This is a genomic window from Bradyrhizobium sp. USDA 241 (assembly GCF_049739505.1).
Classification (GTDB): domain Bacteria; phylum Pseudomonadota; class Alphaproteobacteria; order Rhizobiales; family Xanthobacteraceae; genus Bradyrhizobium; species Bradyrhizobium liaoningense.
The window spans coordinates 466,928-488,739 of sequence record NZ_JBMGPZ010000005.1; the positions used below are offsets into that span (position 1 = coordinate 466,928).

23 protein-coding genes and 3 pseudogenes are annotated in these 21,812 nt (G+C 62.9%); 21 read left to right on the forward strand and 5 right to left on the reverse strand.

Annotated elements, in window-relative coordinates:
• Positions 1-57: 57 nt before the first annotated feature.
• From ABIF91_RS23925 to ABIF91_RS23945, 5 genes and pseudogenes are all read left to right on the forward strand, one after another.
• A pseudogene (locus ABIF91_RS23925) lies at positions 58-1,015 on the forward strand (Mu transposase domain-containing protein); the annotation flags it as partial.
• Positions 924-1,787, forward strand: coding sequence for an IS21-like element helper ATPase IstB (gene istB, locus ABIF91_RS23930; protein WP_038952122.1), 864 nt, complete (start codon positions 924-926; stop codon positions 1,785-1,787). The pseudogene ABIF91_RS23925 and the gene istB, both read left to right, overlap by 92 nt.
• 1 nt (position 1,788) lies before the next feature.
• Positions 1,789-1,881 (forward strand): annotated as a pseudogene (locus ABIF91_RS23935) (ATP-binding protein); the annotation flags it as partial.
• 155 nt (positions 1,882-2,036) lie between these two features.
• On the forward strand, positions 2,037-2,294 hold the full coding sequence (locus ABIF91_RS23940) for a hypothetical protein (RefSeq protein ID WP_208084590.1): 258 nt from the start codon (positions 2,037-2,039) through the stop codon (positions 2,292-2,294).
• A 3-nt stretch (positions 2,295-2,297) separates the two neighbouring features.
• The gene (locus tag ABIF91_RS23945) at positions 2,298-2,648 is read left to right on the forward strand and encodes a hypothetical protein (protein WP_028181231.1); all 351 of its coding nucleotides are present in this window, start codon (positions 2,298-2,300) and stop codon (positions 2,646-2,648) included.
• A 39-nt stretch (positions 2,649-2,687) separates the two neighbouring features.
• Here ABIF91_RS23945 and ABIF91_RS23950 read toward each other — a convergent pair whose 3' ends face one another.
• Entirely contained in the window at positions 2,688-3,005 is a 318-nt protein-coding gene (locus ABIF91_RS23950; RefSeq protein ID WP_051393980.1) for a hypothetical protein, read from the reverse strand.
• Between the two features lie 229 nt (positions 3,006-3,234).
• Between ABIF91_RS23950 and ABIF91_RS23955 the strand changes: the two are divergent.
• From ABIF91_RS23955 to ABIF91_RS23970, 4 genes and pseudogenes are all read left to right on the forward strand, one after another.
• Positions 3,235-3,537: pseudogene (locus ABIF91_RS23955) on the forward strand (IS110 family transposase); the annotation flags it as partial.
• A 342-nt stretch (positions 3,538-3,879) separates the two neighbouring features.
• Positions 3,880-4,323 carry a YbgC/FadM family acyl-CoA thioesterase gene (locus tag ABIF91_RS23960; protein ID WP_028181228.1) on the forward strand — a complete coding sequence of 148 codons (444 nt, stop codon included), beginning with the start codon at positions 3,880-3,882 and terminating at the stop codon, positions 4,321-4,323.
• 71 nt (positions 4,324-4,394) lie between these two features.
• Positions 4,395-4,781: a YbgC/FadM family acyl-CoA thioesterase gene (locus ABIF91_RS23965; RefSeq protein WP_028181227.1), complete on the forward strand. Its 387-nt coding sequence runs from the start codon at positions 4,395-4,397 to the stop codon at positions 4,779-4,781.
• A 93-nt stretch (positions 4,782-4,874) separates the two neighbouring features.
• Entirely contained in the window at positions 4,875-5,342 is a 468-nt protein-coding gene (locus ABIF91_RS23970; protein WP_028181226.1) for a DUF1348 family protein, read from the forward strand.
• A 186-nt stretch (positions 5,343-5,528) separates the two neighbouring features.
• On the opposite strand, the gene ABIF91_RS23975 is transcribed toward ABIF91_RS23970, so the two are convergent.
• Positions 5,529-6,239, reverse strand: a complete 711-nt coding sequence (locus tag ABIF91_RS23975; protein ID WP_028181225.1) for a type 1 glutamine amidotransferase — start codon at positions 6,237-6,239, stop codon at positions 5,529-5,531.
• 39 nt (positions 6,240-6,278) lie between these two features.
• Positions 6,279-7,205, reverse strand: coding sequence for a LysR family transcriptional regulator (locus ABIF91_RS23980; RefSeq protein ID WP_028181224.1), 927 nt, complete (start codon positions 7,203-7,205; stop codon positions 6,279-6,281).
• A gap of 151 nt (positions 7,206-7,356) precedes the next feature.
• Between ABIF91_RS23980 and ABIF91_RS23985 the strand changes: the two genes are divergently transcribed.
• From ABIF91_RS23985 to ABIF91_RS24030, 10 genes are all read left to right on the forward strand, one after another.
• Entirely contained in the window at positions 7,357-8,313 is a 957-nt protein-coding gene (locus tag ABIF91_RS23985; protein ID WP_080660016.1) for an N-carbamoyl-D-amino-acid hydrolase, read from the forward strand.
• Between the two features lie 39 nt (positions 8,314-8,352).
• On the forward strand, positions 8,353-9,180 hold the full coding sequence (locus ABIF91_RS23990; RefSeq protein ID WP_028181222.1) for an ABC transporter substrate-binding protein: 828 nt from the start codon (positions 8,353-8,355) through the stop codon (positions 9,178-9,180).
• Positions 9,177-10,034: an amino acid ABC transporter permease gene (locus ABIF91_RS23995; protein ID WP_028181221.1), complete on the forward strand. Its 858-nt coding sequence runs from the start codon at positions 9,177-9,179 to the stop codon at positions 10,032-10,034. The genes ABIF91_RS23990 and ABIF91_RS23995 overlap by 4 nt, the downstream gene beginning before the upstream one ends.
• Positions 10,031-10,795 (forward strand): amino acid ABC transporter ATP-binding protein, encoded by a 765-nt coding sequence (locus ABIF91_RS24000; protein ID WP_028181220.1) that lies wholly within the window; start codon positions 10,031-10,033, stop codon positions 10,793-10,795. The genes ABIF91_RS23995 and ABIF91_RS24000 overlap by 4 nt, the downstream gene beginning before the upstream one ends.
• 16 nt (positions 10,796-10,811) lie before the next feature.
• A complete protein-coding gene (locus ABIF91_RS24005; RefSeq protein WP_035679567.1) occupies positions 10,812-11,627 on the forward strand; it encodes an ABC transporter substrate-binding protein in 816 nt (271 codons plus the stop codon).
• Positions 11,614-12,498 (forward strand): polysaccharide deacetylase family protein, encoded by an 885-nt coding sequence (locus tag ABIF91_RS24010; protein WP_424579433.1) that lies wholly within the window; start codon positions 11,614-11,616, stop codon positions 12,496-12,498. Before ABIF91_RS24005 ends, ABIF91_RS24010 begins: the two co-directional genes overlap by 14 nt.
• On the forward strand, positions 12,495-13,145 hold the full coding sequence (locus tag ABIF91_RS24015) for an aspartate/glutamate racemase family protein (RefSeq protein WP_028181217.1): 651 nt from the start codon (positions 12,495-12,497) through the stop codon (positions 13,143-13,145). The genes ABIF91_RS24010 and ABIF91_RS24015 overlap by 4 nt, the downstream gene beginning before the upstream one ends.
• A 276-nt stretch (positions 13,146-13,421) precedes the next feature.
• Positions 13,422-14,182 (forward strand): IS5 family transposase gene (locus ABIF91_RS24020; protein ID WP_110115998.1). Its coding sequence is split into 2 segments (ribosomal slippage): positions 13,422-13,761 and positions 13,761-14,182, totalling 762 coding nucleotides; the frame shifts between segments, so codons are not numbered across the junction.
• A gap of 25 nt (positions 14,183-14,207) precedes the next feature.
• Positions 14,208-15,791, forward strand: a complete 1,584-nt coding sequence (locus tag ABIF91_RS24025; RefSeq protein WP_028182299.1) for an ABC transporter substrate-binding protein — start codon at positions 14,208-14,210, stop codon at positions 15,789-15,791.
• A complete protein-coding gene (locus ABIF91_RS24030) occupies positions 15,788-17,161 on the forward strand; it encodes an amidohydrolase family protein (RefSeq protein ID WP_028182300.1) in 1,374 nt (457 codons plus the stop codon). Before ABIF91_RS24025 ends, ABIF91_RS24030 begins: the two co-directional genes overlap by 4 nt.
• A 207-nt stretch (positions 17,162-17,368) precedes the next feature.
• Here ABIF91_RS24030 and ABIF91_RS24035 read toward each other — a convergent pair.
• A protein-coding gene (locus ABIF91_RS24035) for an IS3-like element ISRj2 family transposase (protein ID WP_424579816.1) occupies positions 17,369-18,498 on the reverse strand; the annotation gives its coding sequence in 2 pieces (ribosomal slippage) (positions 17,369-18,246 and positions 18,246-18,498; 1,131 coding nt in all).
• Between the two features lie 368 nt (positions 18,499-18,866).
• On the opposite strand from ABIF91_RS24035, the gene ABIF91_RS24040 reads away from it, so the two are divergent.
• Positions 18,867-19,697, forward strand: a complete 831-nt coding sequence (locus ABIF91_RS24040; protein WP_424579434.1) for a host specificity protein — start codon at positions 18,867-18,869, stop codon at positions 19,695-19,697.
• Between the two features lie 169 nt (positions 19,698-19,866).
• On the opposite strand, the gene ABIF91_RS24045 is transcribed toward ABIF91_RS24040, so the two are convergent.
• A complete protein-coding gene (locus ABIF91_RS24045) occupies positions 19,867-20,241 on the reverse strand; it encodes a hypothetical protein (protein WP_028182412.1) in 375 nt (124 codons plus the stop codon).
• A 148-nt stretch (positions 20,242-20,389) separates the two neighbouring features.
• Here ABIF91_RS24045 and ABIF91_RS24050 point away from each other — a divergent pair.
• Positions 20,390-21,519, forward strand: a protein-coding gene (locus ABIF91_RS24050; protein ID WP_424579816.1) for an IS3-like element ISRj2 family transposase whose coding sequence is annotated in 2 segments (ribosomal slippage) — positions 20,390-20,642 and positions 20,642-21,519 — 1,131 coding nt in all. Because the reading frame shifts where the segments join, the coding sequence is not laid out codon by codon here.
• Positions 21,520-21,812: the final 293 nt, after the last annotated feature.

Consider the following 21,812-nt stretch of genomic DNA (forward strand, 5'->3'; position numbering starts at 1 on the left):
CAAAGGTAAACTCACAGAAACCATCTTACACCGAGTTACTGACACCCTCGTAAAGGCCGTCTCTACAATCGCCGCTTCCTGCAGATGTGCAGCCACTATCTGGTCGATCCGGTCGCCTGTACGCCAGCGTCGGGCTGGGAGAAGGGGCAAGTCGAGAACCAGGTCGGGCTGGTCCGGGAACGCTTCTTCACGCCGCGGCTGCGGTTCAAAACCCTCGACGAGTTAAACGCCTGGCTGCTCGACAAATGCATCGCCTACGCCAAGGCTCATCGCCATCCGGAGCTGACCGATCAGACGATCTGGGACGTGTTCGAAGCCGAACGCCCCAAACTCGTTCCCTATGCCGGCCGCTTCGACGGCTTCCATGCGGTGACGGCATCGGTCTCGAAGACCTGCCTGGTGCGCTTCGACAACAACAAGTACTCGGTCGCAGCCAGCGCAGTCGGACGACCGGTCGAGGTTCAAGCCTATGCCGATCGCATCGTGATCCGTCAGGATGGACGTATCGTTGCCGAGCACCCGCGATCATTCGGTCGCGGCGAGACGGTCTACGACCCTTGGCACTATGTGCCCGTCGCTGGTGCGCAAGCCCGGTGCCTTGCGTAATGGCGCTCCCTTCAAGGACTGGGTGCTGCCCGCAGCGATTGAGCGTGTACGGCGCAAACTCGCCGGTGCCGACGATGGCAATCGACAGATGGTCGACATCCTCAATGCGGTGCTGACAGACGGATTGCCCGCGGTGGAAGCCGCCTGCGCCGAGGCGGTCGCTCATGGCGTTCATTCCGCCGATGTCGTTCTCAATATCCTGGCCCGTCAGGTGAACCCGCCCCACCGGCCAACATCATGACGCCGGCCGCACTGACGCTCCGTCATGCACCGATCGCCGATTGTGCCCGCTACGACAACCTCCGGAGGACCATCTGATGGAACGAACCCAAATCTTCGACCTCATGGGCGAACTCAAGCTCTACGGCATGAAGGCTGCCTTCGACGAGATCATGGCAACTGCCGTTAAGCGCCAGCACGAACCTCAGCGCATTGTCGGCGACCTGCTCAACGCCGAGATCAACGAGAAGCAAGCCAGGTCGATCAAATACCAGCTCACCATTGCCAAGCTGCCGCTCGCCAAGGACATCGCCGACTTCCAGTTCGACGGCACGCCGATCAATCAGACTCTCGTCAATGATCTCGCTGACGGCGGCTTCATCGCCCAACAACGCAACGTCGTGCTGGTTGGCGGCACCGGTACAGGCAAAACACACCTGGCCATTGCCGTCGCCAGAAGTTGCATCCGCAATGGCGCTAGAGGACGCTTCTACAACGTCGTCGACCTCGTCAACCGGCTCGAGACCGAAACCCGCAACGGTCGGCAGGGACGGCTCGCCGAGCATCTGACCCGCATGGACTTCATCGTCCTCGACGAGCTGGGCTATCTGCCGTTCGCGCAATCCGGCGGTCAGCTCTTGTTCCATCTCATCAGTCGGCTCTACGAGCGCACCTCAGTCATTGTCACCACAAATCTTGCGTTCGGCGAATGGCCGAGCGTGTTCGGCGATGCCAAAATGACCACCGCGCTACTCGACCGATTGACCCATCACTGCGACATCGTCGAGACCGGCAACGACAGCTGGCGATTCAAAAGCCGCGACGATGTTCAAACAACCCGCGCTCGCGCCGTCTCCGCAACCCCGACCAGCTCCGACGACCCGAGCGCTACCAGCAGAGCACGCCGATCAAAGGGGTCCCTTTTGGAGGCCGATAGGGGGTCCCAGTCAAACGCCGATTGACATGCATCATTGCCATCTGCTTGAGTTCGACGGACGCAGCTATCGGCTCAAAGAAGCCGCTGAAGCTCTTGCCCGGGAAACAAACTCAAACTAACAGTCCCTTGTCCTGCCTCGCGGGTGGAGGAATTTGACTGACCACACCCGGAGGAATTTGAAGTGACCCGCGGGGATTGCGGCCCACTCGGCCACTTGGTTCCCTCGTCTCGCTATTCACCTCTTCGTTGTCTATATTCAGAGCGAGGAGCAGGCATGAGCGGACAAGCGACCATCAGCATTGATCGCGACATTGTCACGGCCGCGACCGACCGCGCCAAACAAGGTCTCACGATCGAAGACTACGTCATGCAAGTGCTGCTTCGCGATATGGAGCGGGACCCCGGCGAACGAAACATTCTAGCCTACGATGCAGCTGGGCCAGGCTCCCAATTCATGATGACGCGCGAGGAAGGCGAAAGTGACGAGCACTACGAAATGCGCTCCTCCACTCTGCGCATGCTCTTTCCCTAGCGTATGAAGGCCGGTGATTACGTCCGCTGCAATTTCCCCTTCCGGGAAATCGCGGGTCCGGGACCTTCGCCTCACATCGTGCTCTGCCTGGCGGTCGGTCGTATCCAAGATGAAGACTTCGCCGTGGTGGCCTACACTACGACCAGAGTGTCCTTCGAAGGCGAGCGGCGGCCTCGCCAGCATCTGCTAGCCAACGAACAGCGAGCTGTGGCTCTGGGCCAAAGCAAGGCTTTCCATGCCGATGCCAGCCGCGTCGCCCGATTGCCCCTAACTCAGGAATACTTCCCGGATCTGCACAACGGTCAGATCGCGACATTCGGTCACGATCCGGCGTTCGTCGACAAGGTAGCCTAGGACGCGTTTGGCGAGCCGGAGACGGATTGTCGTCGATGTTTAGCGCCGGTCCTCCTCGTCAGGACGGCATTCTGGGCAGGTGTCACCAATCGAGTTAAGCACGTCGCGAACCGCGGCCTCCGCTGCGTGAGGGGAGACGTCTGCTGGCGGGTCCTGACGGGCGATATCGAAGGCGCGCTCTCGTGCATGCGGATCGGCGCGGTCCTGCATCCAACCGTGCTCCTCGCACTCGCGGATGGCGCCCGTTTCCTGGAGTACGTGGATCGCCCATCCGCGCAGTGTCCGTATCACCGGCCTTCGTTCACTTGTCATCAGCTTGGAAATGGCTCCTAAACGGCGAATCGTTTTGTCCGTCATTCGTTCCGGCCGATAACACATGGCTGGGATTCGCAACGGCGGGAGTTTAAGGTTTGGTTCGAATCTTTGACCCGCAGACACCCAGTCCCTGAGCTTTGTCTTCCTGGCTTTTCGTTTGGCGCGTGCGGCAAGTGCCGCACAGGGCTCTCGTGTTGGGGTGGACGGCTCCCTTCCGCCACACTGCGTGACAAGATGAGGTCGTCGCTGACCTCACACGAAGGAGCCGCCCGTGGAAACGATTGTTCGCATCGGTTTGGATACGTCAAAGAGTGTATTTCAGTTGCATGGCGTTGATGGGACAGAGCAGCCGGTTTTGCGGCGTAAATTGAGGCGCGGGCAGGTTTTGGAGTTCTTCAGGCGTTTGCCGCCCGGGCTTGTGGCTCTGGAGGCTTGCGGGGCATCGCACTATTGGGCGCGGGAGCTGCAATCACCCGGACATGAAGTGGCAATGATCCCGCCGCAATATGTCAAGCCGTATGCAGCGCGGGAATCCGACGCTGCGGATGCGGAGGCTATTTGCGAGGCAGCAACCCTCGTGCTCGCCAGCAGCGAGCACGAGGCCATCGCCAAGGGCAACGCCATCCACGGCCTCGCCGGCCTCGGCAATTTTTCGTTCAGCGATTGCGGCGAAAGACTGGGCTCGCCTAGGTTCATGAGCCGGAGGCGCATTCATGAACGTCGTCCTCAAGCCGGGTACGCTTTGAGGATAGATCTCCGACATATTCATCCGAAGCCGATGGCAGCCTGCCGCATTCAGGCGGTTGCCTCAGCTTCCGGCAGCAGGAGCCAAGCTCAAGATCTTAGCGATTGCTCAGAAAACCGCCTCTGTGCAAGACAATGGGTCCCTGTACGCGCAATAAGAGGAAACCGCGCTGTGACAGTCTCTCTTGACGGCGAAATTCGAGACGGACGGCATTACATGCAGGTCCGCGTCTATTTCGAGGATACCGATTCCGGCCAGATTGTTTATCACGCGAATTTTTTGCGTTTCATGGAACGTGGCAGAACGAATTACTTGCGCCTGCTCGGAACCAATCAGCAAGCGCTGCTCGAGGAAACGCGGAACGATGCGCCGGGCTTCGCCTTCGTTGTCCGTTCGATGACAATCGATTTTCTAAAACCGGCAATCTTGGACGACCTGCTTGACATTGTCACGGTCCCGCAAGAGGTGAGAGGCGCGTCAATTGCCTTGCTGCAGGAGTGCAGGCGCGGGGGTGATCTCTTGGTCTCGGCGCGTGTACGGGTCGCGTTTATCTCAGGCGGAAAAGCGCAGCGCATCCCAAAGGCTCTGAGGCTTGCTATGGAAGAGCACAGATAAATCTGCCTTTCGTTCACGCTTTAACGCTCCAGCGACCCAATGAAAGCAATGCGTTCGCCTTCTGTTGCGATATCGTCAAGTCAGAGTTCTCGGGGATCGTCTATCACGCCAACTATCTGCGCTACATGGAGCGCGGACGCACCAATCATCTGAGGCTGATGGGCGCCGAGCAGCAGGCGCTGTTCGAACAGGTCGAGACGGAGGGCGCAGGCTTTGCCTTCGTCGTCCGCTCGATGCATCTGGATTTTCTCAGGCCTGCGCGAATGGACGACGTGCTCGACGTCGTGACCTGGCCGGTCGCGGTGAAGGGTGCGTCCATCATGCTGGCGCAGGAGGTGCGGCGCGGCCACGATGTGCTGGTGAAGGCCGAGGTCCGCGTTGCCTTCATCAGCGGCGGTCGCGCCCAGCCGATTCCAAAGTCGATACGCACGCTGATGAAGGCCGATCTGATTTCGTGATCGCCCGATAAGTGATCGCCTGATTTGTGCTGGCCTATCGACTCCGCCAATCGGGGCGATAAATTCACGGCCCGATCAACCGATGAGGCCATCATGTCGCGCCCGCCGCTTCCACCCTTCACCCGCGAGACCGCTGCGCAAAAGGCCCGCATGGCCGAGGACGCCTGGAATTCACGCGATCCGGTCCGCGTGTCGCTCGCCTATACCGAGGACAGCCGCTGGCGCAATCGTTCCGAGGTCTTCCAGGGCCGCGAGGCCATCGTCGCGTTCCTCACCCGCAAATGGGAGAAGGAGCTGGACTACCGGCTGATCAAGGACCTCTGGGCGTTCGACGGCAACCGGATCGCGGTGCGCTTCCAGTACGAATGGCACGATGCCGGCGGCCAGTGGTATCGCTCCTACGGCAACGAGCAGTGGGAGTTCGATGAGCACGGCCTGATGAAGCGGCGCGAGGCCTCGATCAACGACGTCGCGATCGCGGAGAAGGATCGCCGGTTTCACTGGCCGGCGCCGGGGCCAAGGCCTGCTGACGTGGCGGGGCTGGGGACGGATCCGTTCTGAATTCTGCCGGTGGCGCTGCTTCACCCTCTTCCCTTGTGGGAAAGGGTGCCGAGCGAAGTTCGGCGGGTGAGCGGTCTCTATCCTCACGAACAGTCCAGCGAGTGGATAGAACCCCTCATCCGGCGCTTCGCGCCACCTTCTCCCGCAAGGGGAGAAGGGAAGAGTCGGCCGACGCGGGCACTGCAATCAAACGGTGCGCCTCGCCAGGAACCTTGTGATCGCCCCGCCGAGCTTCGCATTATCCATCGGCTCCGCCAGCGACGCCCTCGCCGTGGCAACGACATCCTCCGGCGCCTTGCCGTCGCGCAACTCGCAGCAAACTTCCGCGAACGCCACATCGAATTCCGGATGCGGCTGCACGGTCAGCGTCGTGCCGTTGGCGTAGAGCAGGCCAGCATGCGGTGTGAAGTCGGACGAGAGGATCGTCAGTGCATCGCTCGGGGCCTCGATCACCTGGTCCTGATGCGAGCAGGGAATAGCGATTGTTTCGCCGTCGACCACGCCGTTCTCCGGCAGCACGTGATAGACGTGGCGGCCGATGCCCCAGCCCTTGTCCGATTTGCGCACGGTGCCGCCGAGCGCCTGCGCGATCAGCTGGTGGCCGAAGCAGACGCCGACCATCGGTGTCCGGTTGACGTAAGCTTTGCGCACGAAATCCTCCAGCGGCGCCATCCAGTCCAGCTCGTCATAGACGCCGGCGGCCGCGCCGGTGATCAGGATGGCCTCGACCTTGCGTGGGTCGGGGAGCGCATCGCCATTCGGGATGCTGACCACGTCGACCGTGGCTGTGGGGTCCTCGGCACGGATCATGCGCGCGAATATGTCCGGAAACGAGCCGTGGCGTTCGCGATGCTCTTGAGGAACGAGCCCGGTCTCGATGATCGTGATGTGTGCCATGTGCACCTCGGATAGAAGGTTGCGCGTGTGATCGCAAGCTCATTTGCTTTCTGCCCCATGTTGCTGGTGTGGCGCTGTGCGCTCGAGCAGAGCGCTCTCCTTGCGGACCTCGTTGAGAAAGGCCTTTGCCAGGCGCGACAGCGGCTCGGCTTCCGACCACAGCATATAGGCGACCGCCTGCGTCGTCGGCGTGAACGGACGGACGACGAGGCCGCTGCCGCCGTTCTGCCGCGGCGAGAACGGATCGACCACCGCGGCGCCGACGCCGGCGGCCGCGAGCACGCAGGCCGTGTTGCAGTAGCGCACCTCGACAGTCGGACGGAACGGCGCACCGGCGCGGGCAAAGCTGTCGCGCACGGCTTCGCCAAGCCGCGTGCCGCGCTCGAGCCCGATGAAGGGCAGGCCGGAAAGATCGGAAGCGGATATCACCGGCCTGTCGGCGAGCGGATGCTGCGGCGGCACCACGCACACCATCTCGCCGGTATGCACCACCTCATGCGCGATGCCGGGATGATGCGTCAGCCCGAGGGCGAAGCCGAGCTCGGCGACGCGGCTGAGCACGCCTTCGATGATACCCTCGTAGCGACGCACGTCGAAGAACACGCGCGTCTCCGGGCGACGGCGCAGGAAGCCTGACAGCGCGGAGGGGATGATGCTGTAGGCGAGTGGCGGGGTCGCCACGATGGCGAGATGCCCGGAGCGGTTCTCGCGCAGATCGCGCACGCGGTTCTCGAGCTTTGCGTGCAAGGCGAAGATCGCTTCGCTCTCCTTGTAGAGCGCCATTGCTTCGGCGGTCGGAAACAGCCGGTTGTTGACGCGCTCGAACAGCGCGAAACCGGCCTGCGCCTCCATCGTCTTCAGCGCGTTGCTCACCGCTGGCTGCGACAGCGCCAGTTCGTCCGCTGCCGCAACCGTGGTGCGGTGGCGGATGACCGCACGCAGAATCTCGAGCTGACGCAGGTTCATATCACTGCCGATTATACTCAGGGCCAAAACATCATAGCAAAGCGAATTGATTTTGCAGCCCCGCTCGCCCGTAATGGCAGCGGATTTGCGCGTCGTATCAAAGGGTTCATTCGCCCATTGAGGCAGCACCGCGCACAGATTGGAGGCAAACTTGGTTCGTGTCCTTCGCGCCGCCGCCGCTCAGATGGGGCCGACGCAAAAAGCCGATACGCGCGAGCATACGCTGTCGCGGATGCTCGACATGCTGGAGGAGGCGGCCGGCCGAGGTGCGAGCCTCGTGGTGTTTCCCGAGCTTGCCTTCACCACCTTCTTCCCGCGCTGGCTGCTCGAAGGCGAGGCTCTCGACCAGTATTTCGAGCGCAGCATGCCGAACCCGGCGGTGGCAAGGCTGTTCGATCGGGCGCGTGCGCTCCGCGTCGGCTTCTATGTCGGCTATGCCGAGAAGACGCCGGATGGCCGGCGCTACAACTGCTCCATCCTGGTCGATCGCGACGGTGAGATCCTCGGCCGCTACCGCAAGGTGCATCTTCCCGGGTCGGTCGAGCCGCGTCCGGGCGCGCGCTACCAGCAGCTCGAGAAGCGCTATTTCGAGTATGGCGATCTCGGCTTTCCCGCCTTCCGCGCCGGCTCGTCCTGGGCCCACGCCATCATGGGCATGATGATCTGCAACGATCGGCGCTGGCCGGAATCCTGGCGCGTGCTCGGCCTGCAAGGCGTCGAGCTCGTCTGCATCGGCTACAATTCGGCGGCCTATGATCCAAACGGTGGCGCCACCGAAGACGGCGCGTTGCGTACCTTCCACTCGACGCTGGTGACGCAGGCCAACGCCTACATGAACGCGACCTGGGCGATCTCGGTGGCCAAGGCGGGCGAGGAGGACGGCTCCGGGCTGATCGGCGGCTCCTGCATCGTCGATCCCAACGGCCGCATCGTGGCCCAGGCCCAGACGCTCGCGGACGAGGTGATCGTCGCCGACATCGACCTCGACCTCTGCCGCCAGGGCAAGGACAAGATGTTCAATTTCGCCGCCCACCGGCGGCCCGAGCAGTACAGGGTGATCACCGAGCGCGCCGGCGTCATCGAGCCGGCCGTTCTCGACGCGGATTGATTTCACACGGCCGATCGCGGCGTTGGCAAAGGAGCTGACATGACACGCCTCTCGCATTTGCTTGCCTTCGCAGCGTTGGCTGCCGTGACGTCGGCGCAGGCGACCGAGCTTCCGGCGGAGATCAAGCAGGCCGGCACGCTGAAGCTCACGGTCAATTCCACCTACGCGCCGATGGAATATCGCGATCCCGCGACCAGCGAGCTGGTCGGGCTCGATATCGATCTCGCTAAAGAGCTCGCCAAGCGGCTCGGCGGGCTCAAGATCGTCTGGAGCGAGACGCCGTTCGCCGAGCTGATCCCCTCGCTCCAGACCAAGCGTGCCGATTTCATCATCTCCGGTATCTCCGATCGCGCCTCGCGGCGCGAGACTGCCGATTTCGTCGACTACCTCGCAACCGGTCCGCAGTTCTTCGTGATGGCGGAGAGCGGGGCCAAGGATGCGACCGATCTCTGCGGCAAGAAGGTCGGCACCACCCGCAGCACCAGCTTCCCGGTCGAGATCGAGAAGTGGAGCAAGCAGAATTGCGAGCCGGCCGGCAAGCCGGCGATCCAATATGTTCCGGGCGAGAACTCGATCGACGTCCGCAACCAGCTCAAGCAGGGCCGCATCGACGCCGCCGTGCAGGGCAGCGAGACGCTGCCCTACGCGCAGACGCAGGAGCCCGGGAAATACCGCGTGGTCGGCGAGCCCTTCGCCAAGGGCTACCAGGGCATCATGTTCCGCAAGGACGATACGGCCCTGCGCGAGGTCGTGACGGAGAAGCTCGCGGCGATGATCGCCGACGGTACCTACAAGGCCATTCTCGACAAATGGGGCTTAGGTGCCAACGCGGTCGCCCAGCCCATGCTGAACGCGGCGCCGCAATGAAGCCGGCTCCGGCACTCGCGGACGGATTTCCCGACCTGTCGGGAATGCAGATCGCGCGCGAGCCGCACTGGTTTCGCTGGCTGAGCGCGGCCCTGATCGTCCTCGTGCTGGCGGCGATTGCGCGCGCGTTCGCGGCCGGCCAGATCGAATGGTCCTATGTCGGCCGCTTTCTGACAGCAAAGGTCATTCTCGAAGGCATCGTCAACACCATGGTGATGGCGGTGCTGGCGATGGCGCTCGGCATCGTGCTCGGCATCGTCGTCGCGATCATGCGGCTGTCGCCCAATCCGGTGCTGAAGACGGTGGCGGCCGGCTACACTTGGCTGTTTCGCGGCACCCCGCTGATCCTGCAATTGCTGCTGTGGTTCAATCTCGCGCTGGTGTTTCCGACCATCGGCATCCCCGGCCTGTGGTCCGCACGCGCCGTCGACGTCATGACGCCATTCCTCGCCGCCTTGCTTGGGCTCGGCATCAACCAGGGCGCCTACACCTCCGAAGTGATGCGCGCCGGCATGCTGTCGGTCGACATCGGGCAATATGAGGCGGCGCAGGCGATCGGCATGGGGCGGCTGCGCGCGCTGCGCCGCATCGTGCTGCCGCAGGCGATGCGCATGGTGATTCCGCCGCTCGGCAACGAGTTCATCGGAATGGTGAAGGCGACCTCGCTCGCGAGCGTGATCCAGTATCCCGAACTGCTGCACAACGCCGAGAACATCTACTACGCAAATTCCCGCGTCATCGAGCTCCTGATCGTCGCCGGGCTCTGGTACCTGCTCGTGGTCTCGATCCTGACCCCGCTCCAGATGCTGCTCGAACGCCGCTTTGCGCGCGGCACATTGCGGCTTGCGCGATGACAAGACCCCTCGTCGCGATCCGCTCCGTCAGCAAGAATTTCGGGGAGTTCCAGGCTCTCAAGAACGTCTCGCTCGACGTCTGGCCCGGCGAGGTGATGTGCCTGATCGGCGCCTCCGGCTCCGGCAAGACCACGCTGCTGCGCTGCATCAACCAGCTCGCCACGATCGATGCCGGCGGCATCTGGCTCGAGGGCGAGCTGCTGGGCGTGCGCGAGCAGGGCGGACGGCTGCGTCGACTCACCGAGCGCGAGATCGGCCGGCAGCGGCTGAAGACCGGCATGGTGTTCCAGCGCTTCAATCTGTTTCCGCACAAGACTGCGCTGGAGAACATCACCGAAGGCCCGATCCAGGTTCAGGGGCGTAAAGCCGAAGAGGTGCGCGCGGAAGCGATCGAGCTGCTCCGTCGCGTTGGGCTTGCGGCCAAGACGGGCTCCTATCCGGCACAACTCTCCGGCGGCCAGCAGCAGCGCGTCGCGATCGCGCGGGCGCTCGCCATGAAGCCGATGCTGATGCTGTTCGACGAGCCGACCAGCGCGCTCGATCCCGAACTCGTCGGCGAGGTGCTCGCGGTGATGAAGGAACTGGCGAAGAGCGGCATGACCATGATGGTGGTCACGCACGAGCTCGGCTTCGCGCGCGAGGTCGCCGACCGCGTCGTCTACATGGACCAGGGCGCGATCGTCGAGCAGGGGCGTGCGTCCGACGTATTGGGCGCACCGCGCGAGGAGCGCACCAGGGCATTTCTTTCGGCTGTGATCTGAACATGGGGGCTTGGTGATGAAGAGACTTTTGGTTGCGACGGCGTTCCTGGGCGCCATGCATGCGTCGGCGATGGCGGCTGAATTGCCGGCGGAGATCGCCAAGCGCGGCAGCCTCAAGGTCGCGCTGGTTCCGAACTATCCGCCGATGGAGTTCCGCGATCCCGCCACCAACGCCCTGTCCGGCTTCGACATCGATCTCGGCGAAGCCATCGGCCGCAAGCTCGGCGTCAAGATCGAATGGCAGGAGACGAGCTTTGCCGAGTTCATGCCGTCGATCTCGACCGGGCGGGTGGACGCTATCCTGTCCGGCTTCACGGACTATGCCAGCCGGCACGAGGTCGCGTCCTTCGTCGATTACTTGCGAAGCGGTCCGCAGTTCTTCGTGCAAGCGTCGCGCAAGGCCGAATTCAAGGATGCGGTGGCGCTCTGCGGCAAGAAGGTCGGCGCCAGCCGCCGCACCATGTTCCCGGCGCAGATCGCGGCCTGGAGCGAGAAGAATTGCGGCGGCAATCCGATCCAGTTCGTCGGCACGGACGGCTCGGCCGATGCGCGCACCCAGCTCAGGCAGGGCCGCATCGATGCCGCCGCCCAGGGCAACGAGACGCTGCCCTACATCATGGACCTCGAGCCCGGCACCTACGCGACGGTGGGCGAGCCCATCGCGCAGCAATTCACCGGCATTGCCCTGCCGGCAAAGGAGAAGGCATTGCAGCAGGCCATGCTCGAAGCGGTCGACGCGCTGATCGCTGACGGCACCTACAAGACGCTGCTCGCCAAATGGAAACTGACTGACAACGCACTCGAAAAGGCGACCATCAATGCTGGACAGTAAGGCACTCCAGAGCATCCCGCTCGTTCCGGCCAACACTGCGGATTCCGCGCCGGAATATCCCTGGCCCGAGCCGTACACATCCGCGATGTTCCTGTCGTTCGACGTGGACGCGGAGAGCGCCTGGACCAGCAAGGACGCGATGCATGCGCAGCGGCTCATCACCATGAGCTATGGCGGCTTTGAGGCGCGCGTCGGCACGCCGAAACTGCTGGAGCTGGTCGACCAGCTCGATCTCAAGGCGACGTTCTTCGTCACGGGCTGGTCGGTCGACGCGCATCCGGCGATGGCCGAATCGATTTTGAAGGCCGGTCACGAGATCGGCCATCACGGTTATCATCATCTTCTGCCGGACCCCGGCGATCCCTGGATCGAGGAGGAGCTGGAGCGCGGCTTCGAGGTGCTGAAGCGCCGGCTCGGCGTCAGGCCGACCGGCTATCGCGCGCCCTACGGCGAGTTCACCGAGGAGCTGCGCGTCGCATTGGTGCGCCACGGCATCGTCTACACGTCCTCGTTCCGCGACGACGTCAGGCCCTATCGCCATCGTCTCGCCGACGGCAAGCCCGGCACGATCGAGCTGCCGGTGACGGCGAGCTATGACGATTGGATGCACGGCCTGTCCGCGCGTTTCAGCCCGCGTTCGATCTTCCCGAAAGAGCATGTGCTCTCGATATGGAAGGACGAACTCGACGAAGTCCGCGACTGGGGCGCGATGGTGACGACGGTGCTGCATCCGCAATGCAGCGGCCGTCCGATGCGGCTGCGGCTGCTGCGCGAGTTCCTGACCTACGCAAAGTCGTGCCCGGACGTCTGGATCACGACCGGCGAGAAGATCGCGGAAAACTTCCTGCGCCATGAGGCCGGCAACCGTTGACCCGCATTCTCGTCATCAATCCGAACTCCTCCGCATCGGTGACGGCGGCGATCGACGACGCGGTCGCGCCGCTGCGTATAGCCGGCGGACCTGAGATCGAGGTTGTCGGCCTTGCCGAGGGGCCGCCGGGCATCAGCTCGCAGCGCGATGCCGACAGCGTCGTCACGCCGCTGGTGAACCGCGTCACGCGCGACGATGCCAATGCCTTCGTGCTCGCCTGCTTCAGCGATCCCGGCCTGCATGCGGTGCGCGAGGCGGCCGGCGGGCGCCCGGTGCTGGGTATCGCCGAATGCGGCATCTTTCGCGCGTTGATGCTGGGCGAACGTTTTGGCGTCATCGCGCTGTCGCCGTCGAGCATCCGCCGCCAGCAACGCATGGTGCGGCTCATGGGCGTTGACGGCCGCTATGCCGGGAGCTGGTCGGTCGGCGCGAGCGCGGCGGAGACGGCGGGTGCGGATATCCGTGGTCGCCTGATCGAGGCCGGCCGCGCCCTGGTCACGCAATGCCGCGCCGATGTGGTGGTGATGGGCTGCGCCGGCATGGCCTCGCACCGTGCGGCGATTGCGGAAGCGATCGGCGTGCCCGTGATCGAGCCGGCGCAGCAGGCGGTGGCCGCCGCGATCGGTGCGGTCTTGCTCAATGCGTGAAACGGAAATGATACCGCCCTCGCTTTCTGGCATCGCTCTGGCCAGGCACCCGCTGCAACCTCTCCCGCTTGCGGGAGAGGTCGCGCCGAAGGCGCGGGTGGGGGCTCTCTCCTCTTGGGGACTGTCCCGTCGCGGATGCACCCTCTCCCCAACCCTCCCCCGCAAGCGGGGGAGGGAGTGCAGCGACGCTGCGGCTGCATATCTCATCCCTTAGGGTCTGTACCTAAATAGCGCCACGTGATTCTCTTGCCTACGTGTTGATTCGGGGGCGAGAGAATGCGCGCTGGTTTGTTTTGGCTGAACGACAGGCAATGGGCGCGTATCGAACCGCATCTGCCGAGGGGACTGACGGGGCCGGATCGGGACGACGACCGACGCATCGTCAGCGGCATCATTCACATGCTGCAATCGGGTGCACGATGGCGTGATTGTCCACGTGAATACGGCCCTTACACGACGATCTACAATCGCTTCAATCGCTGGGCCAAGCGAGGACGATGGTGCGCAATCTTCGAAGCGCTGGCCAAGCCTGGCGAAGACGGCGTCGTACTGTCGCTCGACTCGACCTCGATTAAAGCTCACCGGTGTGCCTCCGGCGGAAAAGGGGGGAGCACAATCAAGCAATCGGCCGCTCGCGCGGAGGCCGCACGACAAAAATCCATGCGCTGAGCGATCCGCTCTGCCGGCCGGTCGTCCTGCATCTGACTCCAGGCCAGGATGCCGATATCGCTGCGGCTCCCGATGTCCTGGCGCTCGCGCCACCCATGAGCGTGCTCCTCGCCGACAAAGGGTATGATGGCGACAAGCTTCGCGGCGAAATCATTCGTCGTGGCGCCAAGCCCGTAATCCCCAATAAATCTAACCGTGTCGTCATCCATCGCTTCAACAAACGCGCCTACAAAGGACGAAATGTCATCGAACGCTGCTTTTGCAGGCTCAAGGACTTCCGGCGCATCGCCACGCGATATGACAAGCTCGCCCGTAATTTTTTGGCCGCTGTTCATCTCGCCGCTCTCGTCGCATATTGGCTCAATTGAGTCTGGACCCTAGGAGCCTCTTGTAATGCCCATCTCCCGCCGTTCGCTCCTTAAGGCCGCCGCAGCCGTGCCGGCGCTCTCGCTGCCGGCTATCGTCCGCGCTGAATCCCAGTCCACGCTGCGCTTCATCCCCGTCATCGATCTTGCTTTCGTCGATCCCATCTATTCTACCGCGCAGGTGTCACGAAACCACGGCTTCATGGTTTACGACACGCTCTATGGCATGAGCTCCTCGCTCCAGGTCTCGCCGCAGATGCTGTCGGGCCATGTCGTCTCCGCTGACGGGCTGCAATGGGATCTCACATTGCGCGACGGCCTGTTCTGGCACGACGGCGAGCGCGTGCTCGCGCGCGACTGCGTCGCCAGCATCCGCCGCTGGGCGGCGCGCGACGGCTTTGGCGGCGAGTTGTTGGAGGCGACGGCCGAACTGCTGGCTGCCGACGACCGCACCATCCGTTTTCGCCTCAAGCGCCCGTTCCCGCTGCTGCCGCAGGCGCTCGGCAAGGCCGCGATCAATGCCTGCTTCATGATGCCGGAGCGGCTGGCGAGCCAGGATCCGTTCAAGCCGCTGACCGAAGTGATCGGCAGTGGCCCGTTCCGCTATCTCGCCGACGAGCGCGTGCAGGGCGCCCGCAACGCCTATGCCAAATTCGAGAGCTACCAGCCGCGCACCGACGGCAAGCCGGATTGGACCGCGGGTCCGAAGATCGTGCACTACGACCGCGTGGTCTGGACCACAACGCCCGATGCCGGCACCGGCGTCGCCGCGCTCCAGACCGGTGAGCAGGATTGGCAGGAGACCACGCCGCATGATCTGTTGCCGGTGATCAAGGCTGCCGGCGACATCGAGACGCGCATCCTCGATCCCCGCGGCTACGCCTGCATGCTGCGCATCAATCACCTGCAGCCGCCGTTCGACAATCCCGCCATCCGGCGCGCCCTGCTGGGTGCGATCGACCAGTCCGCGTTCATGACCGCGGTCGCCGGCACCGATCCGGCCTTTCAGGTCTCGCCGATCGGCTTCTTCGCGCCCGGCACGCCGATGGCGAGCGACGTTGGCCTCGATGCGTTCCGTGGCCCGCGTGACTACGCCAAGGTCAAGGCAGATTTGAAAGCCGCCGGTTACAACGGCGAGAAGATCGTGGTGCTGGTTCCCACCAACTCGCTGGCGCAGAAGCCGCTTGGCGAGATCGCGGTGGACAGCTTGCGCAAGGCCGGCATGAACGTCGAATATGCCGGGCTCGATTTTGCGGTGGTGCTGCAGCGTCAGCTCAAGAAGGATCCGATCGGGCAGGGCGGCTGGAGCGCGGCGGTCGGCAACTGGCAGGGCATCGACTGGCTCAACCCGGCCGGCAACACCAACATCCGGGGCGAAGGCAAGGTCGCCGGCTGGTACGCGAGCGAGAAGATGGGACCGTTGCGCAGCCAGTGGCTGGCGGCCTCCGAGCTCGCCGAGCAGCAGCGCATCTGCCGCGAGATCCAGGCGGTCGCGTTCGAGGAAATCCCCTATATTCCGATCGGCCTGTACAAGCAGCCGACGGCCTATCGCAAGGCCATCACCGGCATTCTCGACGGCACCGCCGTCTTCTGGAACGTACGCCCCGCATGAGCACCACAGCAATTTTCGGCAGCTATGTGCTGTCACGGAAGGACGGCGCGCAGGATGTGCTGCGCGACCATTGGGTCCTGGTCGAGGGCAAGAGGATCGGGGCCGTCACGCGCGACAGGCCCAGCGCTGACCAGGTCTACGATCGTCCCGGCCGGTTCGTGCTGCCGGGCCTCCTGAACCTGCACAATCACTGCTTCTCCGAGGCGGTCGCGCGCAGCCACACCGAAGACGGCAATGGCCGCAAGAACAACCAGAGCATCGTCTATACGGTGCTGCTGCCGCTGACCAAACGCGGCGCCGAGATCTTGTCGGCGGAAGAGCGGCTCGCGGTGGCGCGGCTCGGCATCCTCCAACTCCTGAAGGGCGGCGCCACCACGGTGATGGAGCCGTTCCGCAATTCGATTCCGGAAATGTTCGACGCGGCGGAGGAGATGGGCATCCGCTTCTACGGCGCGCCCTATCTGTTCTCCACATCCGACGCCAAGGCAGGCCCGGACGGCGTGGTGCGCTATTCCGGCGATGACGGCGCCACGGACATGGCGACCTGGGATGCGCTCTATCAGCGCTGGAACAACCGCGGCGACGGCCGCATCAGCCTCGCGATGAGCCCGCATGCGACCGACACCTGCGGTCCCGATCTGCTGAAAGCCTGCGCCGCGCGGGCGCGCGAGCTCGGCGTCCCCATCACGACGCACATGGCGCAGAGCCGCGCCGAGGTCGAGACCATCGGCAAGCGCTATGGCGGCCGCACGCCGGCGCAATATCTGGACTGGCTCGGCCTGCTGGGGCCCGACCTCATGGCGGCACATTGCATGTTCAGCAGCGATGACGACCTCAAGCTGATGGCCACGCGTGGCATGACCGTGCTGAACTGCCCGCGCGTCTTCGCGCGCGCCGGCATCACCGCTGCCTTCAGCCGCTTCGCCGAGCACGGCGTGCGCACCGTGGTCGGTACCGATGGCTACAACATGGACCTGCTCGGCGAACTCAATGCCGCCTCACTGATCTCAAAGATCACTTCGGCGCGTCCCGACGTCGCGAACTCGCCGGAGCTGATCGAAGCGAACACGGCTGTCGCCGCGGATGTCATCAAGCGCCCGGACCTCGGGCGCATCGAGCCGGGCGCCACCGCCGATCTCACCGTTGTCGATCTCACCCATCCGCATCTTCAGCCGCTGTTCGATCCCCGCCGCGCGCTGATCGCGCTAGCCAACCGTGCCAATATCGATCAGGTCATGGTCGACGGTCGTGTGCTGATCGATGCCGGCCGCTATCTCGGCTCGGATGAGGCGGCGATCATCTCGGCCGGCACCGCCGCGATCGGCAAGATCTGGGAGCTGCCGGAAGCGCAGGCCGCGTTCAACGGCTGATCGCTTTTTTGGCGCATGATCGTCGCCCCGAGGAAAGTGCGCTCCCTCTCCCGCTTGCGGGAGAGCTGGCCCCGGTTGTTTGGACAGCGCCCCGCTGGATTTAAGTGGATTCCTGCCGGGTTATGCTGAACGCGGGGCTTTACGGTTTTGTCGTTGCGTCGGGAGGGCGTAGCCCGACCAGAGCGACGACAAAACCGTCGGCGACGGTCATGCGGCCATCACCATAGCTTGCGTGCCGAAGTAAGCCTCGTCGGGCGTGCGCCCGTCAAGGCTCGAGTGAGGGCGTCCCTGATTGTAGAAGGCCAGATACTTGGCAATTGACGCTCGCGCCTCGGACACGCTGTCGTAGGCGCGGAGATATACTTCTTCGTATTTGACCGTGCGCCAGAGCCGCTCGACAAACACGTTGTCGCGCCAGGCGCCCTTGCCGTCCATGCTGATGGCGATCTTCGCGTCCAGCAGCACATCGGTGAACTCGAGGCTGGTGAACTGGCTGCCCTGATCCGTGTTGAAAATCTCGGGCCTGCCGTGCTTCGCCAACGCCTCCTGGACCGCTTCGACGCAGAAGGCCGCCTCCATTGTGATCGAGACGCGATGGGCCAGGACCCGTCGGCTGAACACATCGACGACCGCCGCGAGATAGACGAAGCCACGCCGCATCGGAATGTAGGTGATGTCCATTGCCCACGCATGGTCGGGCCGCTCGATCTTCAATCCGCGCAACAGGTACGGGTAGATCTTGTGACCCGGAGCCGGCTTGCTCGTGTTCGGGCGACGATAGACCGCCTCGATCCCCATGCGCTTCATCAGCGTCGCGATGTGGCGGCGACCGGCGTATACGCCCTCCCGCCGCAGCAACGATCGCAGCATACGCGCTCCCGCGAAGGGATAATCGAGATGCAGCTCATCGAGCCAACGCATCAAGGCAAGGTCCTCGGCCGAAACTGGCCGAGGTTCATAGTAGACCGTGCTGCGAGCCAGCTTCAGGACCTTCGCCTGGCGCACGATAGAAAGATCATGATCGCGGTCGATCATCGCTTTGCGCTCAGCAGGCCCGCCTTGGTGAGCGCGCCGGACAAAAAATCGTTTTCCAACGCCAGCTCGCCGATCTTGGCATGTAACGCCTTCAAATCGACCGGCGTCTCGGCCGATGTCTTGTCATGCCCAAACACGCCGGCGGCGCCTTCCAGGAGCTGGTTTTTCCAGATCGTGATCTGGTTCGGATGAACATCAAACAGTTGCGCCAGCTCCGCCAGTGTCTTGTCGCCTTTGACCGCAGCCAAAGCAACCTTCGCCTTGAATGCCGGAGAATGCGTCCGGCGGCTCTTCTTCGTCATCTTCGCTCCTGATTCGCAGCAAGAATCCTCGCCGCTGTCAGGCAGAAAATCCACTCAAGCTACTGTCCGAATTTGCGGGGCCAGCTCTCTGCTCCTGCGATGGCTCGCAGAACTCTTACGTGCCATCATCCGGGCCTTCGCCGAAACTGTCCCGGCTCAAAAGATCGCTTAAATCATCGCTCGTCCGCGTTCTTCACGGAGGACTCTTTATTTATTTGTTTGCACTGCTCCCTTGAGGATTGGGAATGAGCCTAAATTGGCCGCCTATGCGTCAGGTTGTGGTCAGCCAAGCTGTATATCCTCCTCCGCGCGGAGCTTGCGCGGCACGAGCTCCAGCGTGCAATTGTGCCGAGAGGAGAGCGAATCTGATGTATGGTAGAATCATCGGATCGTCCAGCCAGCCTGGAGGAGCCAGCCATGTTGATGAATCTGGAGATGAGGGAGAGAGCCCCCGATTTGCGGACACAGTTGCGGGTATGGAGCCCGGTACGTCGTCGTCGGTGACAACGACGCCATACTCTCTGGCTTCCAAGCCGCCGATCATAGCGATCAATCAACACTCCTTCGAAAACGGACTGACGAGATTTTTGGACGGCGACGACATCACGCACATCGCCGGTAACCCACAAGAGTACTCGGCTCACGTGTCCGAGAAGGCTTGGCGCACAGTAGCGGTTGCTGGAGCCTACCTCAACACTCCCGAATATTCAAACAAGCCAGGACGATTCTACAGCTATCAGTTAGGTGACGAAACTGTCGGGCTTTTAAAAGCAGGTGGGCCGACCGAGCAGTTCACGTCCGTGGTTGAGCTTCGGGTTACTCATCCGTTGGTCGAGAACGCGGGCGATATTCTGCTGGAGCATCAACTGCGACAGGACGGCGACCATCCCTTGGTCTTGTCACGTCCTGGCATGGAGGGCATGGAACCCCGCCTGACCAAAATGGGTTTTGTCCACATGGGTGATAATAATTGGGTGCTTGATCCTAACCAGCATCCCGAAGTGTGGACGAAGAACGAGAGCAACGAGTGGCAGCGAGTAGACAAACCTACTAAGTATCTTACTAAGGTCAAGGATAGTGACACCGCTTCTAGTGACACCGCTTCTGAAGCAAGTGTCGAAAGTGCCGAAACGACCTCTTCAGGTGGTGATCCGTCATCCCTCTTGGCGCAGTACCTCGAACGAATGCGCATGGAGTAGAACAGCCGCAATAAAGAGAGACCTTTGCAGGAAATAGCGGCTGTTTCGTGAATGGACGCGGCGCCGCGAAGGTCCTAGCGCTAAACGAGGGGGGCGTACGTTAGCAGCGTGCGCCCCATTCGCCTGCCTATCCTATTCAGAAAGTAGAGTAAAAAGGCACTCCGCTCCATCACAGTGCGAACCACCGATGCGAGGGGCGACCGCCGGTCTTGGTCGAGGCGAACCGCTGCTCGATCTGCTTGGACTCGAGAAGCTGTTGGGTGATGTCGTTCAGGCGGCGCAGGTCGAACTCGCCGTTGACCATCTTCTTCAGCGTCGAGCTAGTCACGCCGTCCGATCCGGCTTCCTTGATCCAGCGGCGGACCTTCAGGTACTCGGCCTGCTTATCGTTGAGGGCCAGCCGGTCGCTGACCTCGACGATGCAGTGCCGGGTCGAAAGCTCCATCAGCTTCGCCGCCCAATCGACCAGATCGCGCGTTAGCACGGGCCGGATAGGATCGACGCCGATGGCGACGATATGGGCGATGCGCAGGGCGACTTCCATGGTGCGGGTCCACAAAGCAGCCAGGTCGGGCGAACACGCCTCCCCTCGCCGCTTGAACGCAGAGCTGGCCCCGCAAATTCGGACAGTAGCTTGAGTGGATTTTCTGCCTGACAGCGGCGAGGATTCTTGCTGCGAATCAGGAGCGAAGATGACGAAGAAGAGCCGCCGGACGCATTCTCCGGCATTCAAGGCGAAGGTTGCTTTGGCTGCGGTCAAAGGCGACAAGACACTGGCGGAGCTGGCGCAACTGTTTGATGTTCATCCGAACCAGATCACGATCTGGAAAAACCAGCTCCTGGAAGGCGCCGCCGGCGTGTTTGGGCATGACAAGACATCGGCCGAGACGCCGGTCGATTTGAAGGCGTTACATGCCAAGATCGGCGAGCTGGCGTTGGAAAACGATTTTTTGTCCGGCGCGCTCACCAAGGCGGGCCTGCTGAGCGCAAAGCGATGATCGACCGCGATCATGATCTTTCTATCGTGCGCCAGGCGAAGGTCCTGAAGCTGGCTCGCAGCACGGTCTACTATGAACCTCGGCCAGTTTCGGCCGAGGACCTTGCCTTGATGCGTTGGCTCGATGAGCTGCATCTCGATTATCCCTTCGCGGGAGCGCGTATGCTGCGATCGTTGCTGCGGCGGGAGGGCGTATACGCCGGTCGCCGCCACATCGCGACGCTGATGAAGCGCATGGGGATCGAGGCGGTCTATCGTCGCCCGAACACGAGCAAGCCGGCTCCGGGTCACAAGATCTACCCGTACCTGTTGCGCGGATTGAAGATCGAGCGGCCCGACCATGCGTGGGCAATGGACATCACCTACATTCCGATGCGGCGTGGCTTCGTCTATCTCGCGGCGGTCGTCGATGTGTTCAGCCGACGGGTCCTGGCCCATCGCGTCTCGATCACAATGGAGGCGGCCTTCTGCGTCGAAGCGGTCCAGGAGGCGTTGGCGAAGCACGGCAGGCCCGAGATTTTCAACACGGATCAGGGCAGCCAGTTCACCAGCCTCGAGTTCACCGATGTGCTGCTGGACGCGAAGATCGCCATCAGCATGGACGGCAAGGGCGCCTGGCGCGACAACGTGTTTGTCGAGCGGCTCTGGCGCACGGTCAAATACGAAGAAGTATATCTCCGCGCCTACGACAGCGTGTCCGAGGCGCGAGCGTCAATTGCCAAGTATCTGGCCTTCTACAATCAGGGACGCCCTCACTCGAGCCTTGACGGGCGCACGCCCGACGAGGCTTACTTCGGCACGCAAGCTATGGTGATGGCCGCATGACCGTCGCCGACGGTTTTGTCGTCGCTCTGGTCGGGCTACGCCCTCCCGACGCAACGACAAAACCGTAAAGCCCCGCGTTCAGCATAACCCGGCAGGAATCCACTTAAATCCAGCGGGGCGCTGTCCAAACAACCGGGGCCAGCTCTCAGGCCGAAGTTGTAGCGGCCGAACTCGCTCTTCAAGTCGCTCCCGCAAAAACACGGCGAGCCAAAGCGCCTAAGCCGTACAATATCGCGCACGGTACGCTACTGCCGACCACCATGATGACCAGAGAGATCACGCCGCGCTCTTTA

Bases quoted from the DNA above. Each gene is read 5' to 3' on its own strand.
- ABIF91_RS24030 (WP_028182300.1), top strand. From the start codon at position 15,788: ATGAGCACCACAGCAATTTTCGGCAGCTATGTGCTGTCACGGAAGGAC.
- ABIF91_RS24045 (WP_028182412.1), bottom strand. From the start codon at position 20,241: ATGGAAGTCGCCCTGCGCATCGCCCATATCGTCGCCATCGGCGTCGAT.
- ABIF91_RS23995 (WP_028181221.1), top strand. From the start codon at position 9,177: ATGAAGCCGGCTCCGGCACTCGCGGACGGATTTCCCGACCTGTCGGGA.
- ABIF91_RS24000 (WP_028181220.1), top strand. From the start codon at position 10,031: ATGACAAGACCCCTCGTCGCGATCCGCTCCGTCAGCAAGAATTTCGGG.
- ABIF91_RS24040 (WP_424579434.1), top strand. From the start codon at position 18,867: ATGTATGGTAGAATCATCGGATCGTCCAGCCAGCCTGGAGGAGCCAGC.
- ABIF91_RS23980 (WP_028181224.1), bottom strand. From the start codon at position 7,205: ATGAACCTGCGTCAGCTCGAGATTCTGCGTGCGGTCATCCGCCACCGC.
- ABIF91_RS24005 (WP_035679567.1), top strand. From the start codon at position 10,812: ATGAAGAGACTTTTGGTTGCGACGGCGTTCCTGGGCGCCATGCATGCG.
- ABIF91_RS23945 (WP_028181231.1), top strand. From the start codon at position 2,298: ATGAAGGCCGGTGATTACGTCCGCTGCAATTTCCCCTTCCGGGAAATC.
- ABIF91_RS24010 (WP_424579433.1), top strand. From the start codon at position 11,614: ATGCTGGACAGTAAGGCACTCCAGAGCATCCCGCTCGTTCCGGCCAAC.
- ABIF91_RS24025 (WP_028182299.1), top strand. From the start codon at position 14,208: ATGCCCATCTCCCGCCGTTCGCTCCTTAAGGCCGCCGCAGCCGTGCCG.
- istB (WP_038952122.1), top strand. From the start codon at position 924: ATGGAACGAACCCAAATCTTCGACCTCATGGGCGAACTCAAGCTCTAC.
- ABIF91_RS23990 (WP_028181222.1), top strand. From the start codon at position 8,353: ATGACACGCCTCTCGCATTTGCTTGCCTTCGCAGCGTTGGCTGCCGTG.
- ABIF91_RS23940 (WP_208084590.1), top strand. From the start codon at position 2,037: ATGAGCGGACAAGCGACCATCAGCATTGATCGCGACATTGTCACGGCC.
- ABIF91_RS23970 (WP_028181226.1), top strand. From the start codon at position 4,875: ATGTCGCGCCCGCCGCTTCCACCCTTCACCCGCGAGACCGCTGCGCAA.
- ABIF91_RS23950 (WP_051393980.1), bottom strand. From the start codon at position 3,005: ATGACGGACAAAACGATTCGCCGTTTAGGAGCCATTTCCAAGCTGATG.
- ABIF91_RS23975 (WP_028181225.1), bottom strand. From the start codon at position 6,239: ATGGCACACATCACGATCATCGAGACCGGGCTCGTTCCTCAAGAGCAT.